Origin of the sequence: Shewanella sp. 10N.286.51.B7 (assembly GCF_002873615.1) — a bacterium.
Lineage (GTDB): Bacteria > Pseudomonadota > Gammaproteobacteria > Enterobacterales > Shewanellaceae > Shewanella > Shewanella electrodiphila.
Genome location: NZ_MCUF01000002.1, coordinates 45,934 through 70,263, shown reverse-complemented (window position 1 = coordinate 70,263; position 24,330 = coordinate 45,934). Strand labels below are relative to the sequence as shown.

At 41.1% G+C, this 24,330-nt stretch carries 23 protein-coding genes; 10 read left to right on the top strand and 13 right to left on the bottom strand.

The window, feature by feature from the left end:
* Window positions 1-13: 13 nt before the first annotated feature.
* Complete coding sequence (locus BCU84_RS00580; protein WP_347231187.1) at window positions 14-265, bottom strand: helix-turn-helix domain-containing protein; 252 nt, start codon at window positions 263-265, stop codon at window positions 14-16.
* A gap of 289 nt (window positions 266-554) precedes the next feature.
* Here BCU84_RS00580 and BCU84_RS00575 point away from each other — a divergent pair, with 289 nt between their 5' ends.
* Window positions 555-1,370, top strand: a complete 816-nt coding sequence (locus tag BCU84_RS00575; protein ID WP_241906314.1) for a PH domain-containing protein — start codon at window positions 555-557, stop codon at window positions 1,368-1,370.
* Window positions 1,363-3,006, top strand: coding sequence for a PH domain-containing protein (locus BCU84_RS00570; RefSeq protein ID WP_102526159.1), 1,644 nt, complete (start codon window positions 1,363-1,365; stop codon window positions 3,004-3,006). Before BCU84_RS00575 ends, BCU84_RS00570 begins: the two co-directional genes overlap by 8 nt.
* 218 nt (window positions 3,007-3,224) lie before the next feature.
* On the opposite strand, the gene BCU84_RS00565 is transcribed toward BCU84_RS00570, so the two are convergent.
* Window positions 3,225-3,656, bottom strand: coding sequence for a universal stress protein (locus BCU84_RS00565; RefSeq protein WP_102526158.1), 432 nt, complete (start codon window positions 3,654-3,656; stop codon window positions 3,225-3,227).
* 454 nt (window positions 3,657-4,110) lie between these two features.
* Between BCU84_RS00565 and BCU84_RS00560 the strand changes: the two genes are divergently transcribed.
* From BCU84_RS00560 to BCU84_RS00545, 4 genes are all read left to right on the top strand, one after another.
* A complete protein-coding gene (locus BCU84_RS00560) occupies window positions 4,111-5,535 on the top strand; it encodes a coniferyl aldehyde dehydrogenase (protein WP_102526157.1) in 1,425 nt (474 codons plus the stop codon).
* Between the two features lie 141 nt (window positions 5,536-5,676).
* The gene (locus BCU84_RS00555) at window positions 5,677-6,366 is read left to right on the top strand and encodes a TetR/AcrR family transcriptional regulator (protein WP_102526156.1); all 690 of its coding nucleotides are present in this window, start codon (window positions 5,677-5,679) and stop codon (window positions 6,364-6,366) included.
* A gap of 129 nt (window positions 6,367-6,495) precedes the next feature.
* A complete protein-coding gene (locus BCU84_RS00550) occupies window positions 6,496-7,590 on the top strand; it encodes an alkene reductase (protein ID WP_102526155.1) in 1,095 nt (364 codons plus the stop codon).
* Window positions 7,591-7,702: 112 nt separating this feature from the next.
* Window positions 7,703-8,791, top strand: a complete 1,089-nt coding sequence (locus BCU84_RS00545) for an alkene reductase (RefSeq protein ID WP_102526154.1) — start codon at window positions 7,703-7,705, stop codon at window positions 8,789-8,791.
* A gap of 170 nt (window positions 8,792-8,961) precedes the next feature.
* Here BCU84_RS00545 and BCU84_RS00540 read toward each other — a convergent pair whose 3' ends face one another.
* Window positions 8,962-9,345, bottom strand: a complete 384-nt coding sequence (locus BCU84_RS00540) for an MAPEG family protein (protein WP_102526153.1) — start codon at window positions 9,343-9,345, stop codon at window positions 8,962-8,964.
* A gap of 519 nt (window positions 9,346-9,864) precedes the next feature.
* Here BCU84_RS00540 and BCU84_RS00535 point away from each other — a divergent pair.
* From BCU84_RS00535 to BCU84_RS00525, 3 genes are all read left to right on the top strand, one after another.
* Window positions 9,865-10,323, top strand: coding sequence for a hypothetical protein (locus tag BCU84_RS00535; RefSeq protein WP_102526152.1), 459 nt, complete (start codon window positions 9,865-9,867; stop codon window positions 10,321-10,323).
* A gap of 138 nt (window positions 10,324-10,461) precedes the next feature.
* Window positions 10,462-11,415, top strand: coding sequence for a DUF692 domain-containing protein (locus BCU84_RS00530; protein WP_102526151.1), 954 nt, complete (start codon window positions 10,462-10,464; stop codon window positions 11,413-11,415).
* Entirely contained in the window at window positions 11,412-12,209 is a 798-nt protein-coding gene (locus tag BCU84_RS00525; protein WP_102526150.1) for a DNA-binding domain-containing protein, read from the top strand. The genes BCU84_RS00530 and BCU84_RS00525 overlap by 4 nt, the downstream gene beginning before the upstream one ends.
* Before the next feature lie 102 nt (window positions 12,210-12,311).
* Here BCU84_RS00525 and BCU84_RS00520 read toward each other — a convergent pair whose 3' ends face one another.
* The 10 genes from BCU84_RS00520 to BCU84_RS00475 form a co-directional block, all read right to left on the bottom strand.
* A complete protein-coding gene (locus BCU84_RS00520) occupies window positions 12,312-12,758 on the bottom strand; it encodes a DUF3291 domain-containing protein (RefSeq protein ID WP_102526149.1) in 447 nt (148 codons plus the stop codon).
* Between the two features lie 30 nt (window positions 12,759-12,788).
* Entirely contained in the window at window positions 12,789-14,129 is a 1,341-nt protein-coding gene (locus BCU84_RS00515; RefSeq protein WP_102526148.1) for an ATP-binding protein, read from the bottom strand.
* 47 nt (window positions 14,130-14,176) lie between these two features.
* The gene (locus BCU84_RS00510; RefSeq protein WP_102526147.1) at window positions 14,177-15,544 is read right to left on the bottom strand and encodes a sigma-54 dependent transcriptional regulator; all 1,368 of its coding nucleotides are present in this window, start codon (window positions 15,542-15,544) and stop codon (window positions 14,177-14,179) included.
* Window positions 15,545-15,715: 171 nt separating this feature from the next.
* A complete protein-coding gene (locus tag BCU84_RS00505; protein ID WP_102526146.1) occupies window positions 15,716-16,924 on the bottom strand; it encodes an FtsX-like permease family protein in 1,209 nt (402 codons plus the stop codon).
* A gap of 22 nt (window positions 16,925-16,946) precedes the next feature.
* Window positions 16,947-18,260: an ABC transporter permease gene (locus BCU84_RS00500; protein WP_102526145.1), complete on the bottom strand. Its 1,314-nt coding sequence runs from the start codon at window positions 18,258-18,260 to the stop codon at window positions 16,947-16,949.
* 20 nt (window positions 18,261-18,280) lie between these two features.
* On the bottom strand, window positions 18,281-19,030 hold the full coding sequence (locus tag BCU84_RS00495) for an ABC transporter ATP-binding protein (RefSeq protein WP_102526144.1): 750 nt from the start codon (window positions 19,028-19,030) through the stop codon (window positions 18,281-18,283).
* Between the two features lie 91 nt (window positions 19,031-19,121).
* Complete coding sequence (locus BCU84_RS00490) at window positions 19,122-19,355, bottom strand: hypothetical protein (RefSeq protein ID WP_102526143.1); 234 nt, start codon at window positions 19,353-19,355, stop codon at window positions 19,122-19,124.
* Between the two features lie 46 nt (window positions 19,356-19,401).
* Window positions 19,402-20,661, bottom strand: a complete 1,260-nt coding sequence (locus BCU84_RS00485; RefSeq protein ID WP_102526142.1) for an HlyD family efflux transporter periplasmic adaptor subunit — start codon at window positions 20,659-20,661, stop codon at window positions 19,402-19,404.
* Window positions 20,662-20,999: 338 nt separating this feature from the next.
* Window positions 21,000-21,809 (bottom strand): cobalamin-binding protein, encoded by an 810-nt coding sequence (locus tag BCU84_RS00480; RefSeq protein WP_277868750.1) that lies wholly within the window; start codon window positions 21,807-21,809, stop codon window positions 21,000-21,002.
* Between the two features lie 249 nt (window positions 21,810-22,058).
* The gene (locus tag BCU84_RS00475) at window positions 22,059-23,096 is read right to left on the bottom strand and encodes a DUF2235 domain-containing protein (protein WP_102526141.1); all 1,038 of its coding nucleotides are present in this window, start codon (window positions 23,094-23,096) and stop codon (window positions 22,059-22,061) included.
* Window positions 23,097-23,421: 325 nt separating this feature from the next.
* On the opposite strand from BCU84_RS00475, the gene BCU84_RS00470 reads away from it, so the two are divergent.
* Window positions 23,422-23,964, top strand: a complete 543-nt coding sequence (locus BCU84_RS00470) for a hydrolase (protein WP_102526140.1) — start codon at window positions 23,422-23,424, stop codon at window positions 23,962-23,964.
* Window positions 23,965-24,330: the final 366 nt, after the last annotated feature.

Genomic DNA, 24,330 nt, shown 5'->3' with positions numbered 1-24,330 from the left:
TATGGGTTATGGGTTATGGGATGTCGATATCAAGTTGCTGACAAATATCTGCGATATTAGCTTCAACCCATTGATAGTTGATCGGGCCCCAATCTTTTAATTGATAATACCCTGCATTATGTCGTTCGCCATCCTGGATAAATGTAATCTTTACGCCAATATCTAACATGGCAGCTAAGGTATCTTGAATGGTTCTACGGGGCATTTTTGATATCTGATGTAACGACAACAAGTTTTGCTGTTGCTGAGAAATTAAATAGCACAGATACAGTTTACGTTAAAAAGCTTTATGCGCCTTTGAAATGAGTTTAGGTTCTGCAGTGTCGTTAACGATTGAATTACTAGAAGATCCCATAAATACTTTTTCCATGTTTAGGTATAAATTTCCATACGTAGATATCAATAAGCTATAAGATTGCGTATTGATTAGAAAGCATTTTATAGATTTAATTCTATATCAATAAGCGATTATTCATGCTTGATTAACAAACATATAATGCTAAGTTTCACTGATTAAAAGTCGCAATCGCCTATTGGCACAATAAGGACAATTAATGACTTCTACGTCTGATTTATCAAGTAATGCATCAACTGCGGCAGCAACTTCTCAGCAGCTAATTGAACAAGGTTCTGAGCACGCAGAAACGCCGACAGATAAAACATTGCTGACCCAGTCACAGTGGCAACCCTATAGCGATTTATCCTTATCTGCTGTTGATAAAAATTATCCAAAACAAATCGCAATACAAACATCAGGGCTTGTTGTGGTTATCATTGCAATCATTATGTTCATCATGAATATCGACAACCAAGCAGGAATATCTCATTCACTAACCGTTTTTACAGTATTAAGCTTATTAGGCGCAGGCTTGGTAAGCCTGAAACATAAAGCCGCTAAAAATCTTGGCTATGGCGTGCTAGAACATGAACTTGTTGTTCGAAAAGGACTCTGGTGGATATCGACAACGACCCTGCCTTTCACTCGCCTACAACATGTCAGTTTGTCACAAAATCCACTGCAAAGAAGGTTTTCTCTGGCAACGCTAAAATGCTTTAGTGCCGGCAGTGGCGCCGCCGAAATCTATTTACCTGGATTATTATTTGATACCGCTGAACACCTAAGGCAGCATTTATTGCATCAAGCCACGGCGTACCAATCAAAACAAAGCTCAGACACATCGCTACAAACAGAGCAAACAAACCAGCATTTAACACCAAATGACAATGTCATAGAAAGTGAACATGGCATTATGAATCAAGATCTAGATAAGGGTGTGGATGTTAATGTGGATGTAGATGTGGATGTGAATGTGAATTTAGCCTCTGAGACTAGCTCAAAAAAAGCACAAGGCGATAAGCAAGATGACTGAGTCTAAAGATGCGACTTCAGTCAATAAACCACAAAAAAGTCACGGCGATTTTAGCCAATGGCAATCCCTTTCGCCTTGGTCAATGCTCAGCTTTAGCTTTGGCACCGCTAAAGCTATTTTATCCAACGGTTATGCCATTATCCCTATTGTTTTTGCCGGCTGGAAAAATGGGTTTGATTTACAGTTAGGGCTACTAGCTGCCATAGTTTTGATGATTTTGTTGTCTGTATTTGCCGTTATTCAATGGCGTAAATACCGCTTTAAACTCAATGGTCAACAACTCAACATTAAACGAGGGTTATTGTTTACCCGCAAAGACGAAATCCCATTCAATAAAATCCAAAATATTCGATATGAACAGCCCTTTTACTTTAAGCCATTAAAGTTAGGCACCTTAGTCATCGAAACTGCTGGTTCAAAAGAAGATGAAGCTCATTTAGCAGCACTGAATGCTAGTGATGCAAACTTAATAAAACAGCAATTATTACAACTCCAATCAAGCTCAAACGAGCACCTTGGAGCAGACCAACTCGAAACTGGTCTATTCGAAACTGGTCAACTCAATAGCACCACTGCCAATGAAAATAGAATTGAAGACAATCCGCTAGAAGCTCACCGCCTTGATAGCGCACAAGTATCACAGTCTACAAGGCTTATTATCAAACGAGATTTAAAGCAGCTAATCCAGTTTGGTTTTTATCAAAATAATTTAATTTGGCTCGCGGTTATTGCCGGGCCCATCTTGGGGCAAATCAAATGGGAAGACATTGTTGAAATTCCGCTGGTGCAATATATCTGGACGAACATAGTTAGTTTTAGTGGCGAAAATCTCACCCTTCAAGTTATCTCAGCAGTCATCATTTTCGCTTTAATCTATAGCTTGTTTTCTCTTATCTCTATTATTGCAGCTGTGCTGAAATACTACCCCTATCGCCTGGAAAAAAGACTGAAAACTCTGCAGCGCAGTGGTGGCGTGATATCGCATCAGCAAGATGCTTTAGCGATTAAACGCGTGCAGTTATTACATTTCAGCCAACCGGTTCTTGCTAGGTTTTTTGGCGTATGGACAGTTTACCTAAAACAAGTAAAAGGCCAAGAGGTCGAGCAAAAAGCGGCGCAACATATGTTGATCCCCACTGTAAAAACCGCTGAAATAAGCACGATATTACAGCATATCCCTGAGCTTTCAGGAGGATGTAATTGCATCCCCAAAACCTACCAAAGCATTGCGTTTGCCTGGTTCACTAGACGTGGGTTTATTGCGTTTATCCCAGCGGCGCTGTTAACCGCAATTGAAGGGCTCGATATCTTCACAGGGATACTTTGGTTAGTAGCTTTCCTAGTGATGGGGTTAATCTATTTAAGATATAAACAATGGGGTTATGTCATCGAAGATAATGTCGTATGGCAACATAGTGGGCTTTTCAGTCGTAACTGGAAAAGAATCCCTTTCGAGAAAGTCCAACATGTATCCATAATTCAAACGAAGGCGCAAAAGAAAAAAGGTTATGCCTATCTCAAACTCGGATTAGCCAGTGGTAGCTTAACCTTGCCTTATATAAAGCAACTTGATGCAAACTTTATTGCTGAAAAGGCAATGGCACGTACTAAGTATGACTCGAGTAACTGGATTTAGGCTAGGGCGTATTGATCTTTTTGGTTGAGTTTTGTGCGCCAAAAATTCGCTGTAAAAATAACCTTGAAAGATCAACACGCGCTAGTCATCAAATGAGTTGTCAGTGATATCCTGACAGCTCATTCCACTAACTAAACCTTGAAAATAGCCTTTAATCAAAGGCACGATTATCAGTGTATGATCTAAGTGTTCCGCACCACTAATAACTGCTCAGTTAACTATTTGACCACTAATACTGGGCAATCAGCTTGATTAGCCACTTCTTCAGCAACGTTGTCATGTAAAAAATGAGCTAAACCTGTTCTTCCGTGGCTGGCAATCACCACCATACCAATATCACCACTATTGGCTTCTGACACAATTTCTTCAATTGCGTCACCGCGCCTGATCACAGTTTCAACAGGCAGATCAGTTTTAAGCTCTGCTAGTAAACTGCGCATTTTATCTGCGGCTGCTTGCTCCATGCTTTTAGCCAGTTCTTCGGGGGTAATCGCAAGGATCATGTAATTTTCATCACCTAAAGGCTGGTCAACCACATGTAGAATACGGATCCCTACTTGGTATAAATTCGCCATTTCAATGGCATAACGTAAAGCATGGGATGCTGTTTCAGAAAAGTCTGTTGGCCATAAAATATTACGTGTACGCATAATGATTTCCTCCTGCAGATTGAAAACAAATAAATAACTCATCTATATTGTTCAGATAACTCATGGTTACCGATACTGCTTAAACCTTTATCAGGTCGACGATACTCTCATTGAATATACCAAGTTTTTTTTAATTTATACTTAATATTTTTGCACTGATGACATGAGTAATGATTAAAGGATGAGCAACTTATCACACTATTACCCAGGCTGAGTTTGACCTTAGACACATAGTTAAACACGTACTTGAGCACTTATTTGAACACTTAACTTCAATCCAATTTTACCCACTAATAAAAGTGTAGTGTAAATCCATAATCACCTCCTTGATACAGCTCAAATTTCAAACTACTTGCTATTTATTCAATACTAGCTCATAGTAAACCGACTAATCAGTCGGTTTTATTTTATACATAACAGCAATCATGAAACATGGTTGATGCTAGGAGAATTTATGAATATGGCAGTCAGTGACAATCAGCAAACATCATTGCAGCTTTTACTGGAGCAGCAACGCAATGCATACCTTTCTATGCCAGCACCTAGCTATCAGTCACGTATAGAAAAGCTTAACAAGCTGAAAGCGGCATTACTTGAGCACAGTGAACAGTTCGTTAGTGCATTAGCCACTGATTATGGTCATCGTTCAGGCAATGACACCATGATTTCTGACATTATGCCGTGTATTAATAATATTAATTACTCGATTAAACACCTTAAGTCTTGGATGAAACCAGATAGACGTCATGCTGGTTTATTACTTGCTCCGTCTTCTGTCACCGTTCATTACCAGCCATTGGGTGTTGTAGGCATTATCGTGCCTTGGAATTTCCCTGTGATGTTAGCGGTAGGGCCTTTAATTACCGCTATTGCAGCAGGTAATCGTGCGATGCTTAAAATGTCAGAATTTACCCCTGCCACCAATCAGGTTTTAATTGCTCTATTGAGCGATATATTTTCCCAAGATGAAGTTGCTGTTGTAGAAGGTGAAGCTGATATCGCTGCTCAGTTCTCATCATTGCCATTCGATCATTTATTATTTACTGGCTCAACCACAGTGGGACGTCACGTTATGCGTTCGGCTGCTGATAACTTAACGCCTGTGACATTAGAGCTCGGTGGTAAATCGCCTGTTATCGTCGCGCCTGATATTGACATTCCAACAGCTGTTGAGCGATTAATCTATGGTAAGTGTTTAAACGCAGGTCAAATCTGTGTCGCGCCAGATTACATATTATGCCCTGAAGATAAAGTCGATGCGTTCATCAGTGAGTATCAAAAACGTTTCAATAAGATGTATCCAGATTTTGCCAATAACCCAGATTACGGCAATGTTATCAATGAACGTCAATATTCGCGTTTACTCGCTGTATTAGAAGACGCCAAACAAAAAGGCGCAACAATTCATCCCGCTGCAGAATATGCCATTGATGCTAATGTGCGTAAGTTACCGACGCAGCTGATCACATCTACAACTGATGACATGACTGTCATGCAAGAAGAAATTTTCGGGCCATTATTGCCGATCATTAGTTATCAAAATATTGATAAAGCCATTGGCTACATCAATAAAAATGAGCGCCCTTTAGCGCTTTATGTCATGAGTTTTGATAACGCGACCCAGCAACACATCATTCAAAACACTCATTCTGGCGGAGTGTGTATTAATGATACCGTTTTTCATGTGGCAGCAGATGATGCACCATTTGGTGGTATTGGACCTTCAGGTATGGGGCACTATCACGGTAAAGAAGGCTTCTTAACCTTTAGTCACGCTAAAACAGTGTTAAAAAGCGGTAAATTCAACTCGGGGATATTTGTCCACCCACCTTACGGCACAAAAATCCAAGCATTATTGATGAAAATGTTTTTACGCTAAGTTATCTTACGATATAACAACTAGTTAGTGTTTTACGTAAAAATACAACGTAAGTAATGTTTAAAATAGAAACTGGAGATTGCTAGATCGTTTCAGCATCTCCATTGACTATATCGTTAATGAAATAAGTAAAGGTCACCAATGGAAAGTAAAGCGAAGTCGAGTAAGACGGATAAAAAACAAGCGATTTTAGACGCCGCACTTATTCTGTTTGTTGAACAAGGTTTTCATGGCACCTCTACAGCCTCTATCGCCAAAAAATCAGGTGTCGCCACTGGCACCTTATTTCATCATTTCCCTTCTAAAGAAGCCCTGTTAAACCATCTATTTGTATCAGTTAAACAAGAGTTTGCGGACTCAATCACAGCATCAATGGCCAAACTTGCAGCCGACGAAGTGAGCATAAAACTGAACGATAATACGATCACGGGTTCAGCTGAGTTAAACGTGACTCATTCTATTTCTGCCGACGTTAATAACGCTGCGACCCTCAAACATAGTGCCAACAGCTTATGGCAACACGCTATCGACTGGGCGTTGCTTTACCCGATAAAACAGCGTTTTTTCTTGCAGTTTTCGCTATCTTCAGAAATCGATGCCACCATCAGAGCGCAAGCAATGAATAGCATTTTGCATTTTATTATTGAGCTTATCGCCAAAGGCCAACAACTTAATATCATAGCTAATTTTCCGTTAGCATTGATGCTTGAAAATTGTCACGGCCAATACCTCGCCGCGATTCGATACTTCACCGACAACCCTCAATGGGGTCACGATATAACTCACCGCGAAGCCAGCTTTGAGATGTTTTGGCGTTCCATGAAAGCGTAATCTTGTCGAAAGAAAATTCAAATCTACACTTTTGCAATTTTAACAAAAGTAATTTGTAATAATTGCTATTTTTGTAACGAAACCGATTAGCTAACATAGCCTCAATTCGCAAATCATTGAGGACTTATCATGACCGCTGCACTTTTTAATCCCATTAAACTCGGCAAACTCACGCTAGCTAACCGAATTGTCATGCCACCAATGACGCGCTCTCGAGCCAATAATACAGATGACTGCGCCACTGACATCATGGCAACCTATTATGCTCAACGTAGCAGTGCTGGGCTGATTATCGGTGAAGGCAGCCAAATTTCTGCTATGGCTAAAGGCTATGCTTGGACTCCCGGGATTTATTCAGATAAACAACTATCCGGCTGGAAAAAAGTCACTGATGCAGTTCATGCTAATCATGGCATTATGTTTGCTCAACTCTGGCATGTTGGCAGGGTCACTCACCCTGAAAACATTGGTAATCAGCAGCCAATATCGTCATCAGCAATCAAAGCTGAAAACGTCAAAGTATTCATCGATGATGGTAAAAATGGTCCAGGTTTTGTTGACGTCGTTGAACCAAGAGAAATGACACATGCGGACATTCAACAAGTGGTTGAACAATTTAAACAAGCCGCACTCAATGCCGTTAAAGCGGGCTTTGATGGTATTGAGTTGCATGCTGCTAATGGTTATTTAATTAACCAATTTATTGATTCTGAATCAAACCTGCGTACTGATGAGTATGGTGGCTCACTAAGCAACCGTTTACGCTTTTTAGATGAAGTGATCACAGCAATGGCAAGCGCTATTGGCGCTGATAAAATTGGGGTCCGCTTAGCGCCTTTGACCACACTTAACGGTACAGTCGATGCTTCACCAGAACTCACCTATACCGCTGCTGCTAAGTTACTCAATCAACATGATGTTGCGTATATCCATATCGCAGAAGCTGACTGGGATGATGCCCCAGTAATGAGTATTGAGTTTAAACAAGCGCTCAGAGCAGCTTTTAAAGGCGTGTTAATTTATGCAGGAAAATACACAAGTCAAAGAGCTACTACAGCTATTGAATCAGGTCTTGCTGACATGATTGCATTCGGTCGACCTTTTGTAGCGAACCCTGATTTACCAGCAAGAATAAAACATGGCCATACTTGGGCAAGTCATAATCCAGAGACATTATTTGGTGGTGATGAAAAAGGCTTAACTGACTATCCAAGTTATACATAGCTCCATTTTCACAATGCCGTCATACAGTTAGTTTGCTTTGCAATATCACTATTAACACAGGTGGAGATGTGCTTATTAACAGCACATCTGCTCAGAAGAATTAGGAATTGTTATGTTATTTTCAGAATTTCCAATGGCGAGCGGCACACTTGCCAATCGTATCGTCATGGCGCCAATGACACGTTCACGTACCACTCAACCAGGTGATGTACCTAATGATTTAATGGCTAACTACTATCAGCAGCGCGCTTCGGCAGGACTTATTATTGCTGAAGGTACGCCAATTTCAGCTGTGGCACGTGGCTACTCGTTAACACCGGGAATTTATAGCCAACAGCATATCGAAGGTTGGAAAAAGACGACGACAGCAGTGCATAAACAAGGCGGCAAGATTTTCTTGCAACTATGGCATGTCGGCCGACGTTCGCACACTGATATTGCTGGCCAGCAGCCAGTAGCGCCATCAGCAATTAAACAACCGGATCAGGTTTACGGTCCTTTGGCTGATGGAAGTTTCGGCATGGTTGAAACGTCAATTCCAAGAGCCATGACCATTGAAGATATTGAGCAAACCACCGCTGATTTTGTTCAAGCGGCACGTAATGCAATTGAAGCTGGATTTGATGGTGTAGAACTTCACGGTGCTCACGGCTATTTACTGGATCAATTCATGCGCTCTGTAAGCAACCAACGCCAAGATGAATATGGCAACAGTCAGCAAAATAGACTACGTTTTCCACTTGAGGTGATCAATGCTGTTAATGATGCCATTGGCGCTGACAAAGTGGCTATCCGTTTATCACCATTAGTGGGTGAAGGATTTAAAGAGGTTGATAGCGATATTATTGAAGTCACGGAGCTACTACTGAAGCAACTTGCGCCAATGAAACTTGCCTATGTGCATTTTTCCGAAAACATCGGCGATTACACCGAAGCAACTGATAGCTTTAGACAGAAAATTCGTGATATTTATCCAAACCCGATAATGGTTGCAGGTAAACTCACTCAACAAAGTGCACAGGCTTTGCTTGAAAAAGGTTATGTAGACTTAGTCGCCTTTGGTACGCCTTACGTGACTAATCCCGATTTAGTCCAGCGATTTAAGCAAAATATGGCACTTACAGAGTTTGATGCAGATGCCAGATTAACCCTCTATGGCGGAGACGCTGAAGGTTATACAGACTATGCAGCTCATACTTAAATAAGACTGGTTTATAACATACTAATTTATAACAGACTGATTGATAAAACTAAGTCATATAATCTAATTATTAAAAGTAGAGTGATATGAATTAGCCTAGAGTAATCACTACAAAAAAAGCGCTTATCGTTTATATAAACGGTAAGCGCTTTTTATTCATTCAAGCATATTTAAAAAGCTTGAAAGAAAATCCCAAAGGCACTAAATATTCCTACAAACCAAGCCAGTGAACGCATAGTGGCAATGCCTTTTAAATAAAGTAAGTGATAACTAACCCTTGCGATGACATGTACGATCGCCAAGGTCGACACTAGTGGGGTGACATTATCGGTAGCAAGCACTACAAGACAACTTATGCCAAAAACAATCAATGACTCAAACGCATTCTGATGCCCAGCTAATGCTCTAGCACCAACCCCAGTTAACTGTGCTTGTTGCGAACGTGGGTGAGCATTGTCATAACCGCCCAGTTTTGCCATAGCAACTGCCACAGGGCCTTTAGCCAAATAAGGTAATAACATAGCGATAAATAAACAGATAAGTAGAGTTTGCATTAATGCTTCCAAGCTTGCAGAGGACAATTAGCCGACAGTAAATCACTTTTTAGTGGCTTTAAAAAGGACTTTTCTACTCTCTAGATTTAAATTGTCAATTGCCTAGATTTAAATTGTCAATTGCCTAGATTTAAATTTTCAATTGTCTAGATTTAAAAATAACCGCTTATGAAGTGATAAATAGGCTCAGTTAGCTGAAATAAGAAATTTATTTCATTAACATAAAACTGAATTTAAATTGTTTTAAATCAACTGTAAAACGCTATTCTCGCCCTGCTTGGTTATAACATTTTGTTTACCTAACACAACTAATTTGAAATATCCCAGCCACCCTCACGGTCAATATAGTTACCTGCTATTAAGACAGATAACCGCGGACAGTATCTTTTAAGAGCAGCATCTTTTAATTAGTAGGAGCACATGTAAGTGTCTACTTACTCACTAATTAAGCTTACAACTCAATTGAACACTCAATAATATTGATTCACTTGAACGTTCAAATTTAAGCAAGGAACTATCATGAATACGAAAGCACAAACAGCACTTTCAGGTGCAGCACTTGCAATGGCAATGGCTGGGTTATCAGGTCAAGCAGTGGCAGGTGAATCTAATACTGCACCTTTAGCTGCGGGTGAAACCGATTTAGTCCACTGTTATGACGTCAATGTCTGTAAAGGACACAATGATTGCGGTACAGCTGATAATGCCTGTAAAGGCCAAGCAAGTTGTGAAGGAACTGGGTTTGTTGCTATGCCATCAAAGGCCTGTGGTGATGTTGGCGGTAAAGTCAAAGATGACTGGGTTGGTAAAATAACGAAGGCAGATTTGGTCCATTGTTACGGCGTAAACGTATGTAAAGGCCATAATGATTGTAAAGGCGCTGATCATGCGTGTGGTGGCAAAGCGAGCTGTAAAGGTTCAGGTTTTGTCAATACAACAGCTAAATCATGTGCTGACATCGGCGGTAAAACGGGTTAGCGATCATTTGAGCGAACATTCCAATAAGAGTTCGCTACTGTGAAAAAGTAAAAAGTGATGGCTTGGTAAGATTCCCCCCCTAATTGCCAAGCTATTAACTTCCCGCATCATGCGATGCGTTCAATAAGAGGTAAGCCAATGTCAGAACAGAAAATCACACAAGACTTTATTGGTTTTGGCTTAGGGTTACGCACGGATCATTTCGAGTATATTTTGCAGCACCAACCTGCTATCGATTGGTTTGAAGTCTTATCTGAAAACTACTTAGTTGCTGGGGGTAAACCTCGATACTATTTAGAGGCAATCGCAGAGCAATATCCGGTAGTCATGCACGGCGTATCAATGTCAATTGGCAGTACTGACCCACTGGATATGGACTACCTTAAATCTCTAAAAAAACTCAGTAATGACATTAATCCTAAATGGATCTCTGATCATATTTGCTGGACGTCAATTCATGGCGTTAACAGTCATGATTTATTACCTTTGCCCTACACAGAAGAAACCGTTAAACATGTGGCTGAACGAGTGAAAATAGCCCAAGACGTTTTGGGCAGAAGGCTGCTACTTGAAAACGTATCCAGTTACCTATCATATAAAGACTCAACCATGGATGAATGGGACTTTTTATCACAAGTTGCAGAAGAAGCTGATTGCCTTATTTTACTGGATATCAACAATATTTACGTCAGTGCTCGAAACCATTTTTTTAACCCACTAGATTACTTAAAAAAAATTGATCCTCGTCGTGTACAACAATTTCATTTAGCTGGCCACTCAGACTACGGCGAATATGTGATTGATACTCACGACCACGATGTACCGCCCAGTGTGTGGACATTATATCAAGCAGCGCTTGAGCGCTTTGGCCCCATCAGCACCATGATTGAACGAGATGCCAATATTCCAGATTTTCCAGTGCTATACCAAGAGCTGCTAGAGGCGCAGAAAATCGCTGAACTCACCTTGCCAGGACATCCTGCATTAAGCCAATCATCACTCGCCCCAATGGGAGCGATATCGCCAATGAGTACTAATGAAGATCTTATTCAGCATCCTTATCAGTTACCCAGTAAAAAGGTGGCCGTATGAGTCAACTAAGACAAACTCAACAAGCGTTTATGCAATATTTATTATCGGCCAAAAGCGATAATAACCTTGTTGATATCAGGGAGCGGGTTTCGGATCAAAAAGGAATTTCTGCAGACCATCGACTACAAATCTATGCCAATGCATATCGAATTCGTCTGAAAGAAACCATGGAAACAGATCATCAGATTTTAGGCCAATATTTAGGTGATGAACTATTTGATAAGTTAGCCATAGAATATCTCGACGCTCACCCCTCTTCAGCAACATCTCTGCGACAGTTTTGCGATAATTTACCAGCGTTTTTGCGCACAGATGACTTCTTTTGCCAATATCCTATTTTAGCTGATATTGCCCAATTTGAGCGTTTGTTACTCGCTGCTTTTGATGGCGCTGAGTCTACTCGAGCTGACTTCACAGATTTGCAGACTTTAGCACCTGAGTTATGGCCTGATTGCAGTTTACGCTTTCACCCAAGCTTACAAATGTTTAGCTGCAAAAGTAACGCTGTAGAAAGCTGGCAAGCACTTAAAGCTGAAACGGCTCCTGACGCCCCATATTATCAACAACAAAGGTATTGGGCTTTATGGCGTAACAGTGAAAGGTTGACTCAATTTGAATCATTAAATCAAAGCCGATACGCGCTATTAACAGGTTTTATTGAAGGAAATGATTTTGCCCATCAATGTGAGGCAATGCTGAATTGGTACGATGAACAGGCCGCACCTATGATGGTGCTGCAGACATTACAATCTTGGTTCAGTAAAGGCATTATCCGCGAGTTAGTCATTACTTAGAAACGAGTGCTTAGAAAATAGTACTTAGAAAATAGTGCTTAGAAACGAGTGCTTAGTGCTAGTGCTTAGTGCAAAAATTGGCTTTTAGTTTTAGTCCTAAAATCAGGCTATATCGCTTTCGGTAAAGTTACTTTTAAACGTAAAAGCGTATGCCGAGTCACCATTTTCTCTTAAGTGCATTAACCTTTCTTTTGCTTCGTGAACATCAGGAGTATGCCCTTCAGCGACCCACCACAAAACATAGCTGTCTTCAGATAAGCGTTCAAACCACTCGCCTTTTCGGCGCATAAAATCGCGATAATGGGTGCGAAACATAAAGTTTTTTAGCGATTCAACATCTTCCCAAACGGACATATTGACAATCAAGCTCGGATCATCGAATACTTGAATTTGGGTGGCATCTCCAGACTCATCTTGCAGTCGCCATACAAAACCTAAACTCGCCTCCGCAATGCCATTGACCTCATCAAGATTATCAACAAAGTCTTTCATCTCTGGAGCTTCTAGTGGGTATTTACATTTTGCGATATTTAACTGTGCCAGTTTCATTTGCAATCTATTCCTTTAGCCTTCTATTTTTTAAATAACCGATTCTTTTGGCAGCCACAACTTAACGCTAAGTCCACCTTGTGCACGATTTTGCATGGTAATATGACCGCCGTGAGCTTCTACTATTTCACGACATAAAGGCAGGCCAATTCCGGTACCTGACTGTTTAGTTGAATAAAACGGTAATAACGCTTGAGACAGCACTTCACTCGACATACCGCTACCATTATCTTCGATAGTGATAATAATGCCTGCTAGAGGATGATTTACCTGTTGAAAGCTTAAGCTGACTTTATCTTTATCAGCTCCCGATTCATGGGCATTTTTAAGTAAGTTAATCAGTACTTGTTCAAGCTGAACGCAATCTAATTCAATTGCCATTGTTGGTAAATCTGAATTCAATTTAAAAGCGTATTGCTCAGCTAATTGTTCAATCAAGTTATCCCAATTGACAATGGTTTTTCGAGGTAAGGGTAATTTGGCAAACTCTGCATAATGAGAGATAAATTGACTTAAATGTGCCGTACGGTTTTCGATGGTGTCGAATATCAACTCAAGCTTGTCGTTATTAACGTCCTTGGTTAACACTCTTCCTGAATTCACCATAGACGCTATAGGTGCTACTGAGTTGTTCAATTCGTGGCTGATAATGCGGATAACCTTCTTCCACACCGCCACTTCTTGGCGATTAAGTTCTTTGGTCAGCTGCTTTAGTAATATTAAATGGTGTTGTTGATTGTTTTGGCTGAACTTGCCCCGTGAGATATGCCAGGTCTCAACGTCATCATCACTACTATTTGGGTTGTCACCATCAATTGAAAATAGCCCTTCATGCTCGCTATCGAGTGCTTGCTTGAGCGCATGAGGTAGCTCTGCAATTAAATCAGATAACAACATACCTTCAATGCGTACACCTTGGTTAAATAAGTGTCTTGCAGCGTCATTGGCATAGATAATTCGTTGATTGTCATCCACCAGCAACATAATGTTGGGTGAGTTTTGAATAACTTTATCGAGCATCAATTCACGTTGATAGATGAACTGCCGTTCATTACGCAGCTTTTGCGATGCTTGGTTATACAGCTCTGCAATGGCGTCTAATTGTGGTTCGCCATAGCCATGTAACGATACGCTAAATTCATTATCTTTAAAGTTGAGTAAACCCACTTCTAATGCACTTAAACTATCGCTCAACGTTTGAGTAAGCCACATACTGATTAAGAAACAAATTCCCGCACTAATGACAATCGCCAGCCATAATTGTTCAGGGCCAAATGAAAACCAAATACTCCAACCACATAGTCCGCTGACAGCCAGGCTTAAAAGATTACCAAGCACTAACTTACTTCGAAGTTGCAGCGTATTTTTCATTATCTATGTTCACTTTTATTCGCATTTAATAAAGTCATCGCCATGGGCTACTTAGCAGAAAGGCCGTATTTATCCATACGGCGATAAAGTGCTTGGCGGCTTAAACCTAAAGACTTAGCCACCCTCGCAATCACACCATTATGAGCGATAAGCGCTTGTTCAATTTGCAACTTATCGGGTTCAGATACTGGCATATTCTTAGTTGATACAGGCGTAATCTCTTGAACTGTTGTATTGACGATTACAGATGTCAGCCCTAAATCAGCGCTGGTTAATACGGCATTTTGTGTCAGTAAAACCGCCCTTTTGCAGACGTTTTCAAGTTCTCTGACATTGCCAGACCACGGGTGTGATAATAATGCTTGCTGAGCAGGTTTATCAAAGCTAAACCCTTCACCAACAAAATGCAGTGCTAACGGTAAAATATCATCCACGCGCTGATTAAGTGGTGCTAATGGCAGCTCAATCACGTTTAAGCGGTAGAATAAATCTTCTCTAAACAGGCCATTGGCAATATCATCTGCTAAGTCTGCATTGGTTGCGCTGATCACGCGGACATTCACTCTACGAGTTTGATGACTTCCAAGACGTTCAAATTCACCAGTTTGCAGCACGCGTAATAGTTTCACTTGCCCAGATAACGGCAAGTTACCAATCTCATCTAAAAATAGTGTTCCGCCGTCAGCGGCTTCAAAACGGCCTATGCGAACTTTGTTTGCACCAGTGAACGCGCCAGCTTCAGCGCCAAATAATTCGGCTTCCAGTAAATCCATTGGCAATGCGCCAATGTTCACTTTGATAAATGGCTTATGACTTAATAATGAGTTGGCTTGTAATATATCAGCAATTTTATCTTTGCCTGCACCATTAGGGCCCGTAATCATCACGGACACATCAGACTTGGCCACTTGTAATGCTAAATCAATACAGCGCTGCATTACGCCGCTGCCAAATACCATACCGCACAAGTCAGCATTGTTAATGGCACTCATGCGATCAGAATCCACGCGGGTCAGTTGATTATTTTGCTTAGAAAGGTGATAAATCGACAACAGATTATTGATGCTGGTGAGCAGCTTGGCGTCATCCCAGGGCTTGCCCATGTAATCGGCAGCGCCTGCTTTAACCAATTCAACAGCGGTTTCTAATTGTGTCCACGCCGTCATTAAAATAATCGGTAAATTGGGCTGCTGCTGGCGTAAGGCATAAAACAGCTGCTTACCTTCTTCACCAGAAGTTGTATCTTGAGTAAAGTTCATGTCTTGAATAACAAGACTAATATCTTGTTTAGATACAATATCTAAGGCTTGCTCTGGCGTTTCACAGCTCAATGCTCGATAGCCATGGATGTCTAACATCAACGTCAGTGCGCTGCATATAGCATGGTTGTCATCAACCACTAAAATACTATCCATGTGTATTATGTGTTCTCTTTGTATGTTCTGGCGTTATGTAATCCAGATAACGTTACTGTAAAAAGGTCTCTTTTGCGAGAAGCTTAAGCATGTATCAACCTAAGTTAGCATAAGGCCATAGGATTATTTTGAGGTTAATGGCGACGACTCACCATTAACCTCTGATGTTAGTTAAACGCTGCGAGTTGCCATTGCAGGTGATATTTTTGCCGCCTTCAACGCGGGGAAAATCACTGCCAATGTCGTCACGATTAACAAGCCAGCAATAGCGGCAATAGGATAAGTCATGGGTAACATGGGTAAACTATATAAACTCATTAATTGTTGACCTAATTGCAATGACAATAAGCCACCAATCACTCCACCAGCAAGACAAATCATGTAGTTTTCAACCATAAAGAAGTTAACAATATCGCGTTTTTTCGCCCCTAAAGCACGGCGAGTGCCAATCTGCTTAGTACGACGCTGAATATTGAACATCACCATCCCTGTTAACCCTAAAGCAGTAATCAACAGCAATAAAATCACCATCATGCTGAGTAAGGTTGCCATTAATCTATGGTTGCTATAAGACTCTTTCTTCATATCGAGTAGTGATGAAAAACCATCAATAACGCGATTAGGGTTTTCAGCATGAAACGCTTTGACAATGGCTTCTTCTAGAGCGGGAATATGTTCAGGTAAAGCACGTACCATATAGGTTTTATTCTTCAACCCACCGCCAAAATCAATATTTTGAATCACGCTATATTCAAAATTCTCATGATTAACCCAAGCCCCTTGTAGCTTTTCAATCACGCCAATAATTTCGATGGTTTGTGCACCTTGATACATGATTTTGCCAACGGGAGATTCATCTCCCCAGAACTCTTCAGCGAGAAGTTTCGATACCATCGCTACCATGCCGCTTTGATCAAGTTGAGTATTGATTTCTTCAGGACGAAAATTACGCCCTTCGATAAGCTTAGCGCCCATCACATTGAGTAAATGTTCATTACCTAAATACAAAGCAAAGCCAGGCATACTTTTGGCGGTGTCTTCATCGGCACTATCAACATAGCGATCCATCCAACCGCTACCACTGAGTGGCATCATGTTGGTTGAACTGGCATCAATGACATTGGGTAGGCCACGTAATATTTGTTGGTCGATAACATTTTGCTGAATGTTATCGATAGCAGGGTCAAAATTATAAACGTTAAAGCTTAAAACTTGCTCTTCCATTAAGCCCGAATCACGCTGCATCATGGTTAAACGTTCATGAATAATAAAGCTGGCATTAGCCACAATCGCAACTGACAAAATAATCTGTAACAGCAACAACACAGGACCACTTTTGCTGCGCATTAAACTCGATAAAATAGGTTTGATATGTAACATGTTGAATTCCTTTCTTTGCTCACTACTGCGCTTTTAAATACACGCTAGGCTTAGTGCGGCACACTACCCAAGCAGGATATACACCTGCCAGTACTGCCGTAGATATGGCAATTAGTGGTGTGATAATCCACATGCTGGTATCTAACCCTGTGACACTCGGGTCGACATTAAACTCGGCATGCAGCACAGTTAATGCCCCCCAAGCCCACAACAATCCTACAATGCCGCCAATAAAACCGATTAAGCCCACTTCCACCATATACTGGGAAAATATCTGCCCACGGCTGGCACCAATGGCGCGGCGAACACCCACTTCTGGCGCGCGTTTTAAAAACTTAGTTAGCAATAAACCTAAAATATTGACCAAACACACACTCAAAAACAGTACGCTGAGGCCGACTAAAATTTTGTTATCTCTTGGCACTACATCATTATTCTCAAGCCATAGCGCCACATCACTAATTTGAAAAGACTCTTGTGGAGTTTTAGCTGTATCAGTGAAACGACCAAAGCTGCGTTGTTGTTCAACATACTGAGCAAGCCAAGTTTGCAACTGTTGCTTGTCGGCAGCCGTTGGTAATAACGCCCAAAACTGAATCCAGGTTTTTTCAGAATTTAAGCGGTCTTGATAGGTCAACATTGGCTCAAATTTCCAGCCACTGGTATTGCCCCAAACATCAAACTCTTCTTGCTCAGTCAGTGAGAATGGAATGAACACCTCTTCAGCATCATTGAATGCACCGTTCAGAGGATCATAGTATTTAGGTTGTGGATTCCATTCTTTAATCACTCCCACCACTTGGTAAGGCTTACGATTAAGGTAGATGGTTTTACCGACACTGTTTTGTCCATCAAAAAACGTTTGATTGAGTTTCTCACCGATCACCACTTGATAAGCAGGCTGACTATCGACCGTTTTACTCCAACGTTCACCATATAAAAATGGCACCTCGAAAATGCTAAAAAAGTCTCTGTCTGTGATTCGAATACTTTTTAACACAGGCTCAATATCTTGATTATCAGATTGCATCGCCAGCCCAGTGCGAAATGATGCAGCCTTAAGCGCTAACTCGTTATTATTACGTAGATTAATGGTATCTGTGTAAGTAATATTTGACTGAAAATCATCCCAGGTATCTAAGCCTTGGCTCCAAAGCTGAATGGAGTTGATGCTATCACTTCTGTCTCCGGCAGGATTATATGACATGGTTTTGTAAACATTGAGCGTAGTAATCGTAATCCCAATACCAATTGAAATCGCTAAAACCATTAGCATGGATAGCATTGGGGTTTTCTTGATGCTGCGCCAAGCAAGATCGCAATAATATAAAAACATAAGCTTATCTCCTACTCAGATTATCCATTGCTACTTGCAGCTTGTTGTAAGCCAGCAGCTTGCTGTAAATCGGTTACAACAGATTGATCGGCTTTTTGATACATAGAGAAGTCACACACTTGGCCATCAACGATTTGAATATTGCGCTGGGCACGTCGAGCCAATTCTGCATCATGGGTCACCATAATAATCGTGGTTCCCGTTTGATTGATGTTTTCTAGTAGCTCCATCACTTGGCGCGCCATTAAGCTGTCTAAATTACCCGTTGGCTCATCGGCTAATAGAAACCTTGGCTCGCCAGCTAAGGCTCTAGCAATCGCAACACGTTGCTGCTGCCCACCTGACAATTGTGACGGTAAATGCTTCATACGCGCTGCTAATCCTACTTGCTCTAACGCTGATTCCACCCGGCGATTACGCTCAGCGCGATTAAAACCACGATAACGTAAAGGCACTTCAACATTTTCAGCTAAATTAAGATCAGGGATAAGGTTAAAACCTTGGAAAATAAAACCAATTTTCTCATTTCTGACTTTAGCGCTGTGGTTATCGCTTAAGTTAGATACATTGACACCATCAAGACAGAATTCGCCAGAGGTAAACCCTTCAAGTAAACCTGCAATATTCAAAAAGGTGGTTTTTCCTGAGCCTGATGGCCCTGTAACCGCAACAAACTCCCCCTCTTCAACTTCAAGATTAAAGTCACGTAAAGCATGAGTTTCTACTAAGTCCGTTTTAAATACTTTGCTAATATTTTTCATTGATAACATGTGTTCTTTCCTTGTTTAACTAGCTAATGCTTTAGCGCTAGTTATCATTATTTATTCTATAAGTTGGTTAATAAAATGGTTCTTTACAGTGCTAAAACTGCACAATAATCTGTATGGCAGTGGCAAAATCTAATTCAAATAGCACCTGCACTATGTCGCTGCTTAATCCATAACTAACCTGATCTGCGAGTTGATCTGTTAGGTCAATAATTTGAAAACTAAATGACAACCAGTTAAAGCTTTCATCTATGCGATAACTCACCGCTAAACTCAAAAACATCAACGCGATAAAGCCAGTGATTGGTTTTGTTTGAGATAATTTCATTGTGGTGTCCTTACTTAATGCTGTTGTAATCCAATAGGGTTAACATTTATCTAATTTGAATCTGTTCATCGTTTCTAAATGCTTCGGTGCCAGACACCACCCATACATCACCTTCTTTACCACCGTCGACGATTTCAACTTGGCTCATGCTTCTAGCGCCTAGTATCACTGGCGTTTTAACTGCCATATCTTGATTCATCACAAATGCAGTTGAACCACCACGATTTAAAAAGTCACCACGTTTTACCATTAATACATTCGGGCGATTCTCTAATAACACCCTTGCTGATAAACGTTGGTTTTGACGTAGTGATAAGCTCGGTTCAGGATTAAACCTAACTCGCGCGGTTACCTCACGATTTCTTACTTCAGGTGAAATAGAAGACAAGTGACCCATAACATTGACGCTGCCAAAACTCAGTTCCACTTCCATGCCAATACCTAAATCGTCTGCGTAAGACTCAGGTACAGCAAGCTCTGCTTCAAAGGCGCTTAAATCCACAACCGTTAAAATAGGCTGACTGGCACCAATTCGTGCTTTTTGTTCAACCAACCAGTTACCAATAATGCCCTTAACCGGTGCCTTAACTTCTAATGCTGAGATCTGACGAGCAAGCTCAGTCACAACCAAGGCTTGTCTATCGACTTCCAAAGCGCGATTTTTCAGTTCGAACGTTAAGGTATCGCGCATCAAATCGACTTCTTGAATCGCATGCTGATGCATTAAATTAGCTTTGCGTAACTCATCTTTACCTTTCTCAAAATCAATTCGGCTAATCAAGCTGTTTTGAATCAATTGATCGCCTCGGCGGCTTTCTCTGTCTGCGGCTTCCAAATCAACTTTCGCCATATCCAGTATTTGGGTGACTCGTAATTGCTCACGGCGTGCATCTAACTTGGCGCGCTCTAAATCACTTTCCATTGCGGCATATACCGATTGCTCTTGTTGAAAACGACTGCGTAATTTAGGGCTATCGATTTGAGCAACAACTTGGTTGGGTTCAACTTGATCACCAGGCTGACTCAATAGCGTCACGACACCTTGTTCAGTGCTATACAAAATAGGCGCATTGGCCGCAACGATTTTACCTGTGGTAGCGATATCACGAACCAAAGTGCCACGAGTTACCGTGGCTAAACGTAAGTCTTTGCTTTCAATTGAACGAATCGATGAATCATGTCCAATGCTTGCCCACACTAAGGCGCTCATTAACACACCTACTGTGCCAATAATGACTGGCATACGGAGTTTTTTAGAAGCACTTGGCTTAACGACAGTATCTTGTCCGCTGGTATCTTTAATCATCTCAGTTCCTTGAAACTCGCTAGATAATGTCCGTTAGATGGTTATCTAGTCCGCTAATTCGATATTGATACCTAACAGATAGCACAGGGCGTGCCAGAAAATTAAAAACAATTAAAATCATAAACTTAATTAAATTGTAGTTCTTTTAACGCAATAGAATGTGTCCGCGGACACACTGAAAAAGTGTCCGCATAAAAGGAAAGTGTCCGAGCGGACACTTTATTGGCAATAGGTGAATCACAACAGGAAAGGTTATGTCTTATACTTTAGAGCTTGGATCTTATCTCGCTGTGTTTTGATAACAGCTAAACATATCGCTTGTGAGTATAAATCAGATGTCATTGCGCTCTGACGTTATCTAAAGCGTCACAAAGTGCTTGCACACCTAGTATGGCTCTTGGGGAAGCGCGATGCAGTAAATCCGCATTAAGCTGATAGATATGATTATTTTTTACTGCGGGTAATTCAGGCCACGTTGACCAATCGACACCAATCACATTACCTTCATCTTGGCTTTGAAGAATCACTTCTGCACCGGTTAACAGTACATTCTCAACGCTTATCTGTGGGTATTCACTGGCAGCATCGATAAATACATTCTCGCCATGACAAGCACTGATAATATGCTCTATCCAACTGCCCTTTGATACCGTCATTAATGGCGTTGACCATAATTGATAAAAGACTTTCACAGCAGGCTTTTGTTGGTTTTCACTGCGAATGAGCGATAACTGTTTGCGGTAATCATTAGCCACTCGCTTAGCTTGCTGTTGATTCCCTGTTAGTTCACCTAATTGTTCTAGCTCTTTGGCCACATCATCTAGGCTTTTAGGATCGCTATTAAACACATTAAAACCTAGCTGTTTTAATTGACCAATGTCTTCCATTTTATTGCCACTTTCCCACACCACAATAAGGTCTGGATTTAGCTCAATCACTCGCTCCATCTGAATGCCATAATAGCCGCCAATACTCGGGATATTCTTAGCTTGCTCAGGAAAGTCTGCATGATCAGTGGTAGCAACAATCGTCTCGCCAGCTCCTATGGCATATAGCATTTCTACTGCATGAGGAGATAACGCAATCACCCGTTTAGCAGGAATACTTTTATCTACTAAAGCTTTGTTTACTATGTCTTTGTTTACTATATCTTTGCTCACTAAAGCTTTAGTTGCTAACACTTCTGTAGCCACTGCATTGCCACAAACGCCTAGTACCGATAACGCTAAAGTGAAACTTAAGGTGAATATAAATCGATGAGCAACAAAATGAGCCACTAAAAATCCTTTGATAAGTGAAGTCACGGTTAATGTAACCAATAACGTAAAAATGAATCCAGTTTTAATAAACCAGCGCTAAAACGCTATTCTAGCAATTTGTTAAGACTATTGAATGCGTTATAACACGAGTTCACTGGGCCAGCCATATTGCTCGATTAAGTCTTGAAGATTCTTAGGTCGGTATTTGGGGTCATTATCCCAACGATCTTTTACCGATTGATGGATCAACATTGGCAGACCCATTGGGGCCATATCTCGATACAGTTTACGTTTAATACGATAAAAGCTACGTCGCGAGTTATGCAATTTAGCTAAAGGGGTTGGTGAAACCTGATTAATTAAATGTGCCTCAATACTTAAGCTATTCGCTTGAGCTTCAGACAACATCCATAACAAAGCATTATCCGATAACATTTGCCCATTCTTGTCAGCTTGGTAGCTGCCACCAATATTACTGTGGGCCCCCGCAAACCAAACTTGTTTCATATCCATGGTATTTTTAGGTTGCCAAATTGTCGGCTCGAAATCTTGTCGATGCTCATCAATCGCCAGTGCATGGCGTGCCACTTTGACATTGCTGCCAATTTTCGTGTCATAAAACTCATCTTTATCTTCAAACAAGCCTAAAAACGAGCTGGGGATCCCCATTGCGCCCACCGTGTCCCATACACCAACAAACTCAATATCTCGCGAAGGATGCGAATGCTGCTGCCTAAATGCCAATGACTTCGCGCCATCTGGTGCATATGCTGAAGCTTGGGTTTTATAGTGGTCAAAAGCTTGTTGAATGAGCTTGGCATCAGGGCGTTTTACGATGCCGCAGTTATTAATCAGTCCACACAAGCAGCGCATGGTATACGAGCCTCGGCTGAAGCCAAATAAGTAAATGGCGTCACCCGCTTGATAATTTTGCACAATATATCGGTAGCCATCGACAATATTTTTATGCAGACCTCTTCCGGTTGCGCCACCAATGATGCCGTCGTAATAAGAGCCTACTCCCCAGTCATAAAATACCTGTTGGGGAGTGCCATCGGCAGCGACGGGGCTAATGGCTCTCGCTAGACGCAGCACATTGGTCGCTTGATCTTGGTTAATGTCTTCTTCAGGTCGGTTCCAAGTACCGTCGGCACATATAATAATTCGCTTGTTCATTACTCTTCCTTGAAGGCCCAGTTGCAGCTCTATATCGATATCTGTATCTATCGCAATAGCAATAGCAATAGCAATAGCAATAGCAATAGCAATAGCAACGCAGTCATAGCTGCTTAGCTATATCGATAGCAATAGCAATAGCAACGCAGTCATAGCTTATTAGCCATAGCCATAACAGCATCACCGTATTAGATTTACAGGATAACTCACTTACCGTTTAACGCTGATTAAGCTTGTTCGACTTTTCGACAATAGTCATTAGTGCAAAAGTATCGTTTACTCAATATGACTCATACACCTAATTCTCCAGTAGTAAGGAATGGCCATGTTAACCACAGATAAATCGGTATTAGTGATCATTGATGTTCAGGGTAAACTTGCCCAAGTCATGCAACAATCTCCCGAACTCCACAAACAACTGGGCATTCTTATTCAAGGAGCGCAGCTGTTTGATATGCCAATTTTATGGGTTGAGCAATTGCCCGATAAATTGGGCGGCACCACAGAGGAGTTAGCTGCACTACTGAGTAAAACGACTCAAGTTATTCCAAAGTCATATTTCAGCGCTTGGCAAAGTCCAGAGTTTCAGCAGCAGTTAGCCAGACTTAATCGCACAGATATTATTCTTGCCGGTATTGAAACCCACGTTTGTGTTTACCAAACCTGCCAAGATTTACTCTCTAATCGCTATAACGTCCATCTTGTCGCCGATGCGGTATCTTCACGCACTGTTGAAAACAAACAACTGGGTATTCAAATGATGACGCAATTAGGCGCACGAACAACCAATACTGAGTCATGCTTATTTGAGCTACAGCATCAAGCCAGTGGCGAGCGATTTAAATCACTGCTAAAGCTGATTAAATAGCCGTTAATAAATATAAAAACGCCAATATATGACTTTTGTCATCTGAACCCATGACAGTTCTCACTTATTTAGATTTACCTTCTTTTCTACACTGGCTGCATCTGAAAAACAACGTGACAGCCGTTAAGTTGGAACAAAAAGGAGCTAAACATGGGTTGGGAATATGTCGCAATATTAAGTCTTTGTGTTGGTGCTATTAATCAAATAGTGCCAGTGATTTTAGCCATAATCGAAAAAGACAACACGGATAGTTAAACTTACTATATTTGTTTGCTAACAATCGTTAATAGCAATTGTTAATAGCAATCGATAGCAGATTTATTTGTTAGGAATAGCTAGTCGAAATAGCCAGTAGCGGTCGCTAAG

Bases quoted from the DNA above. Each gene is read 5' to 3' on its own strand.
- BCU84_RS00550 (WP_102526155.1), top strand. From the start codon at position 6,496: ATGACCGCTGCACTTTTTAATCCCATTAAACTCGGCAAACTCACGCTA.
- BCU84_RS00475 (WP_102526141.1), bottom strand. From the start codon at position 23,096: ATGAACAAGCGAATTATTATATGTGCCGACGGTACTTGGAACCGACCT.
- BCU84_RS00500 (WP_102526145.1), bottom strand. From the start codon at position 18,260: ATGTTTTTATATTATTGCGATCTTGCTTGGCGCAGCATCAAGAAAACC.
- BCU84_RS00545 (WP_102526154.1), top strand. From the start codon at position 7,703: ATGTTATTTTCAGAATTTCCAATGGCGAGCGGCACACTTGCCAATCGT.
- BCU84_RS00515 (WP_102526148.1), bottom strand. From the start codon at position 14,129: ATGAAAAATACGCTGCAACTTCGAAGTAAGTTAGTGCTTGGTAATCTT.
- BCU84_RS00495 (WP_102526144.1), bottom strand. From the start codon at position 19,030: ATGTTATCAATGAAAAATATTAGCAAAGTATTTAAAACGGACTTAGTA.
- BCU84_RS00520 (WP_102526149.1), bottom strand. From the start codon at position 12,758: ATGAAACTGGCACAGTTAAATATCGCAAAATGTAAATACCCACTAGAA.
- BCU84_RS00565 (WP_102526158.1), bottom strand. From the start codon at position 3,656: ATGCGTACACGTAATATTTTATGGCCAACAGACTTTTCTGAAACAGCA.
- BCU84_RS00535 (WP_102526152.1), top strand. From the start codon at position 9,865: ATGAATACGAAAGCACAAACAGCACTTTCAGGTGCAGCACTTGCAATG.
- BCU84_RS00570 (WP_102526159.1), top strand. From the start codon at position 1,363: ATGACTGAGTCTAAAGATGCGACTTCAGTCAATAAACCACAAAAAAGT.
- BCU84_RS00490 (WP_102526143.1), bottom strand. From the start codon at position 19,355: ATGAAATTATCTCAAACAAAACCAATCACTGGCTTTATCGCGTTGATG.
- BCU84_RS00485 (WP_102526142.1), bottom strand. From the start codon at position 20,661: ATGATTAAAGATACCAGCGGACAAGATACTGTCGTTAAGCCAAGTGCT.
- BCU84_RS00530 (WP_102526151.1), top strand. From the start codon at position 10,462: ATGTCAGAACAGAAAATCACACAAGACTTTATTGGTTTTGGCTTAGGG.
- BCU84_RS00555 (WP_102526156.1), top strand. From the start codon at position 5,677: ATGGAAAGTAAAGCGAAGTCGAGTAAGACGGATAAAAAACAAGCGATT.
- BCU84_RS00470 (WP_102526140.1), top strand. From the start codon at position 23,422: ATGTTAACCACAGATAAATCGGTATTAGTGATCATTGATGTTCAGGGT.
- BCU84_RS00540 (WP_102526153.1), bottom strand. From the start codon at position 9,345: ATGCAAACTCTACTTATCTGTTTATTTATCGCTATGTTATTACCTTAT.
- BCU84_RS00575 (WP_241906314.1), top strand. From the start codon at position 555: ATGACTTCTACGTCTGATTTATCAAGTAATGCATCAACTGCGGCAGCA.
- BCU84_RS00560 (WP_102526157.1), top strand. From the start codon at position 4,111: ATGAATATGGCAGTCAGTGACAATCAGCAAACATCATTGCAGCTTTTA.
- BCU84_RS00505 (WP_102526146.1), bottom strand. From the start codon at position 16,924: ATGTTACATATCAAACCTATTTTATCGAGTTTAATGCGCAGCAAAAGT.
- BCU84_RS00525 (WP_102526150.1), top strand. From the start codon at position 11,412: ATGAGTCAACTAAGACAAACTCAACAAGCGTTTATGCAATATTTATTA.
- BCU84_RS00510 (WP_102526147.1), bottom strand. From the start codon at position 15,544: ATGGATAGTATTTTAGTGGTTGATGACAACCATGCTATATGCAGCGCA.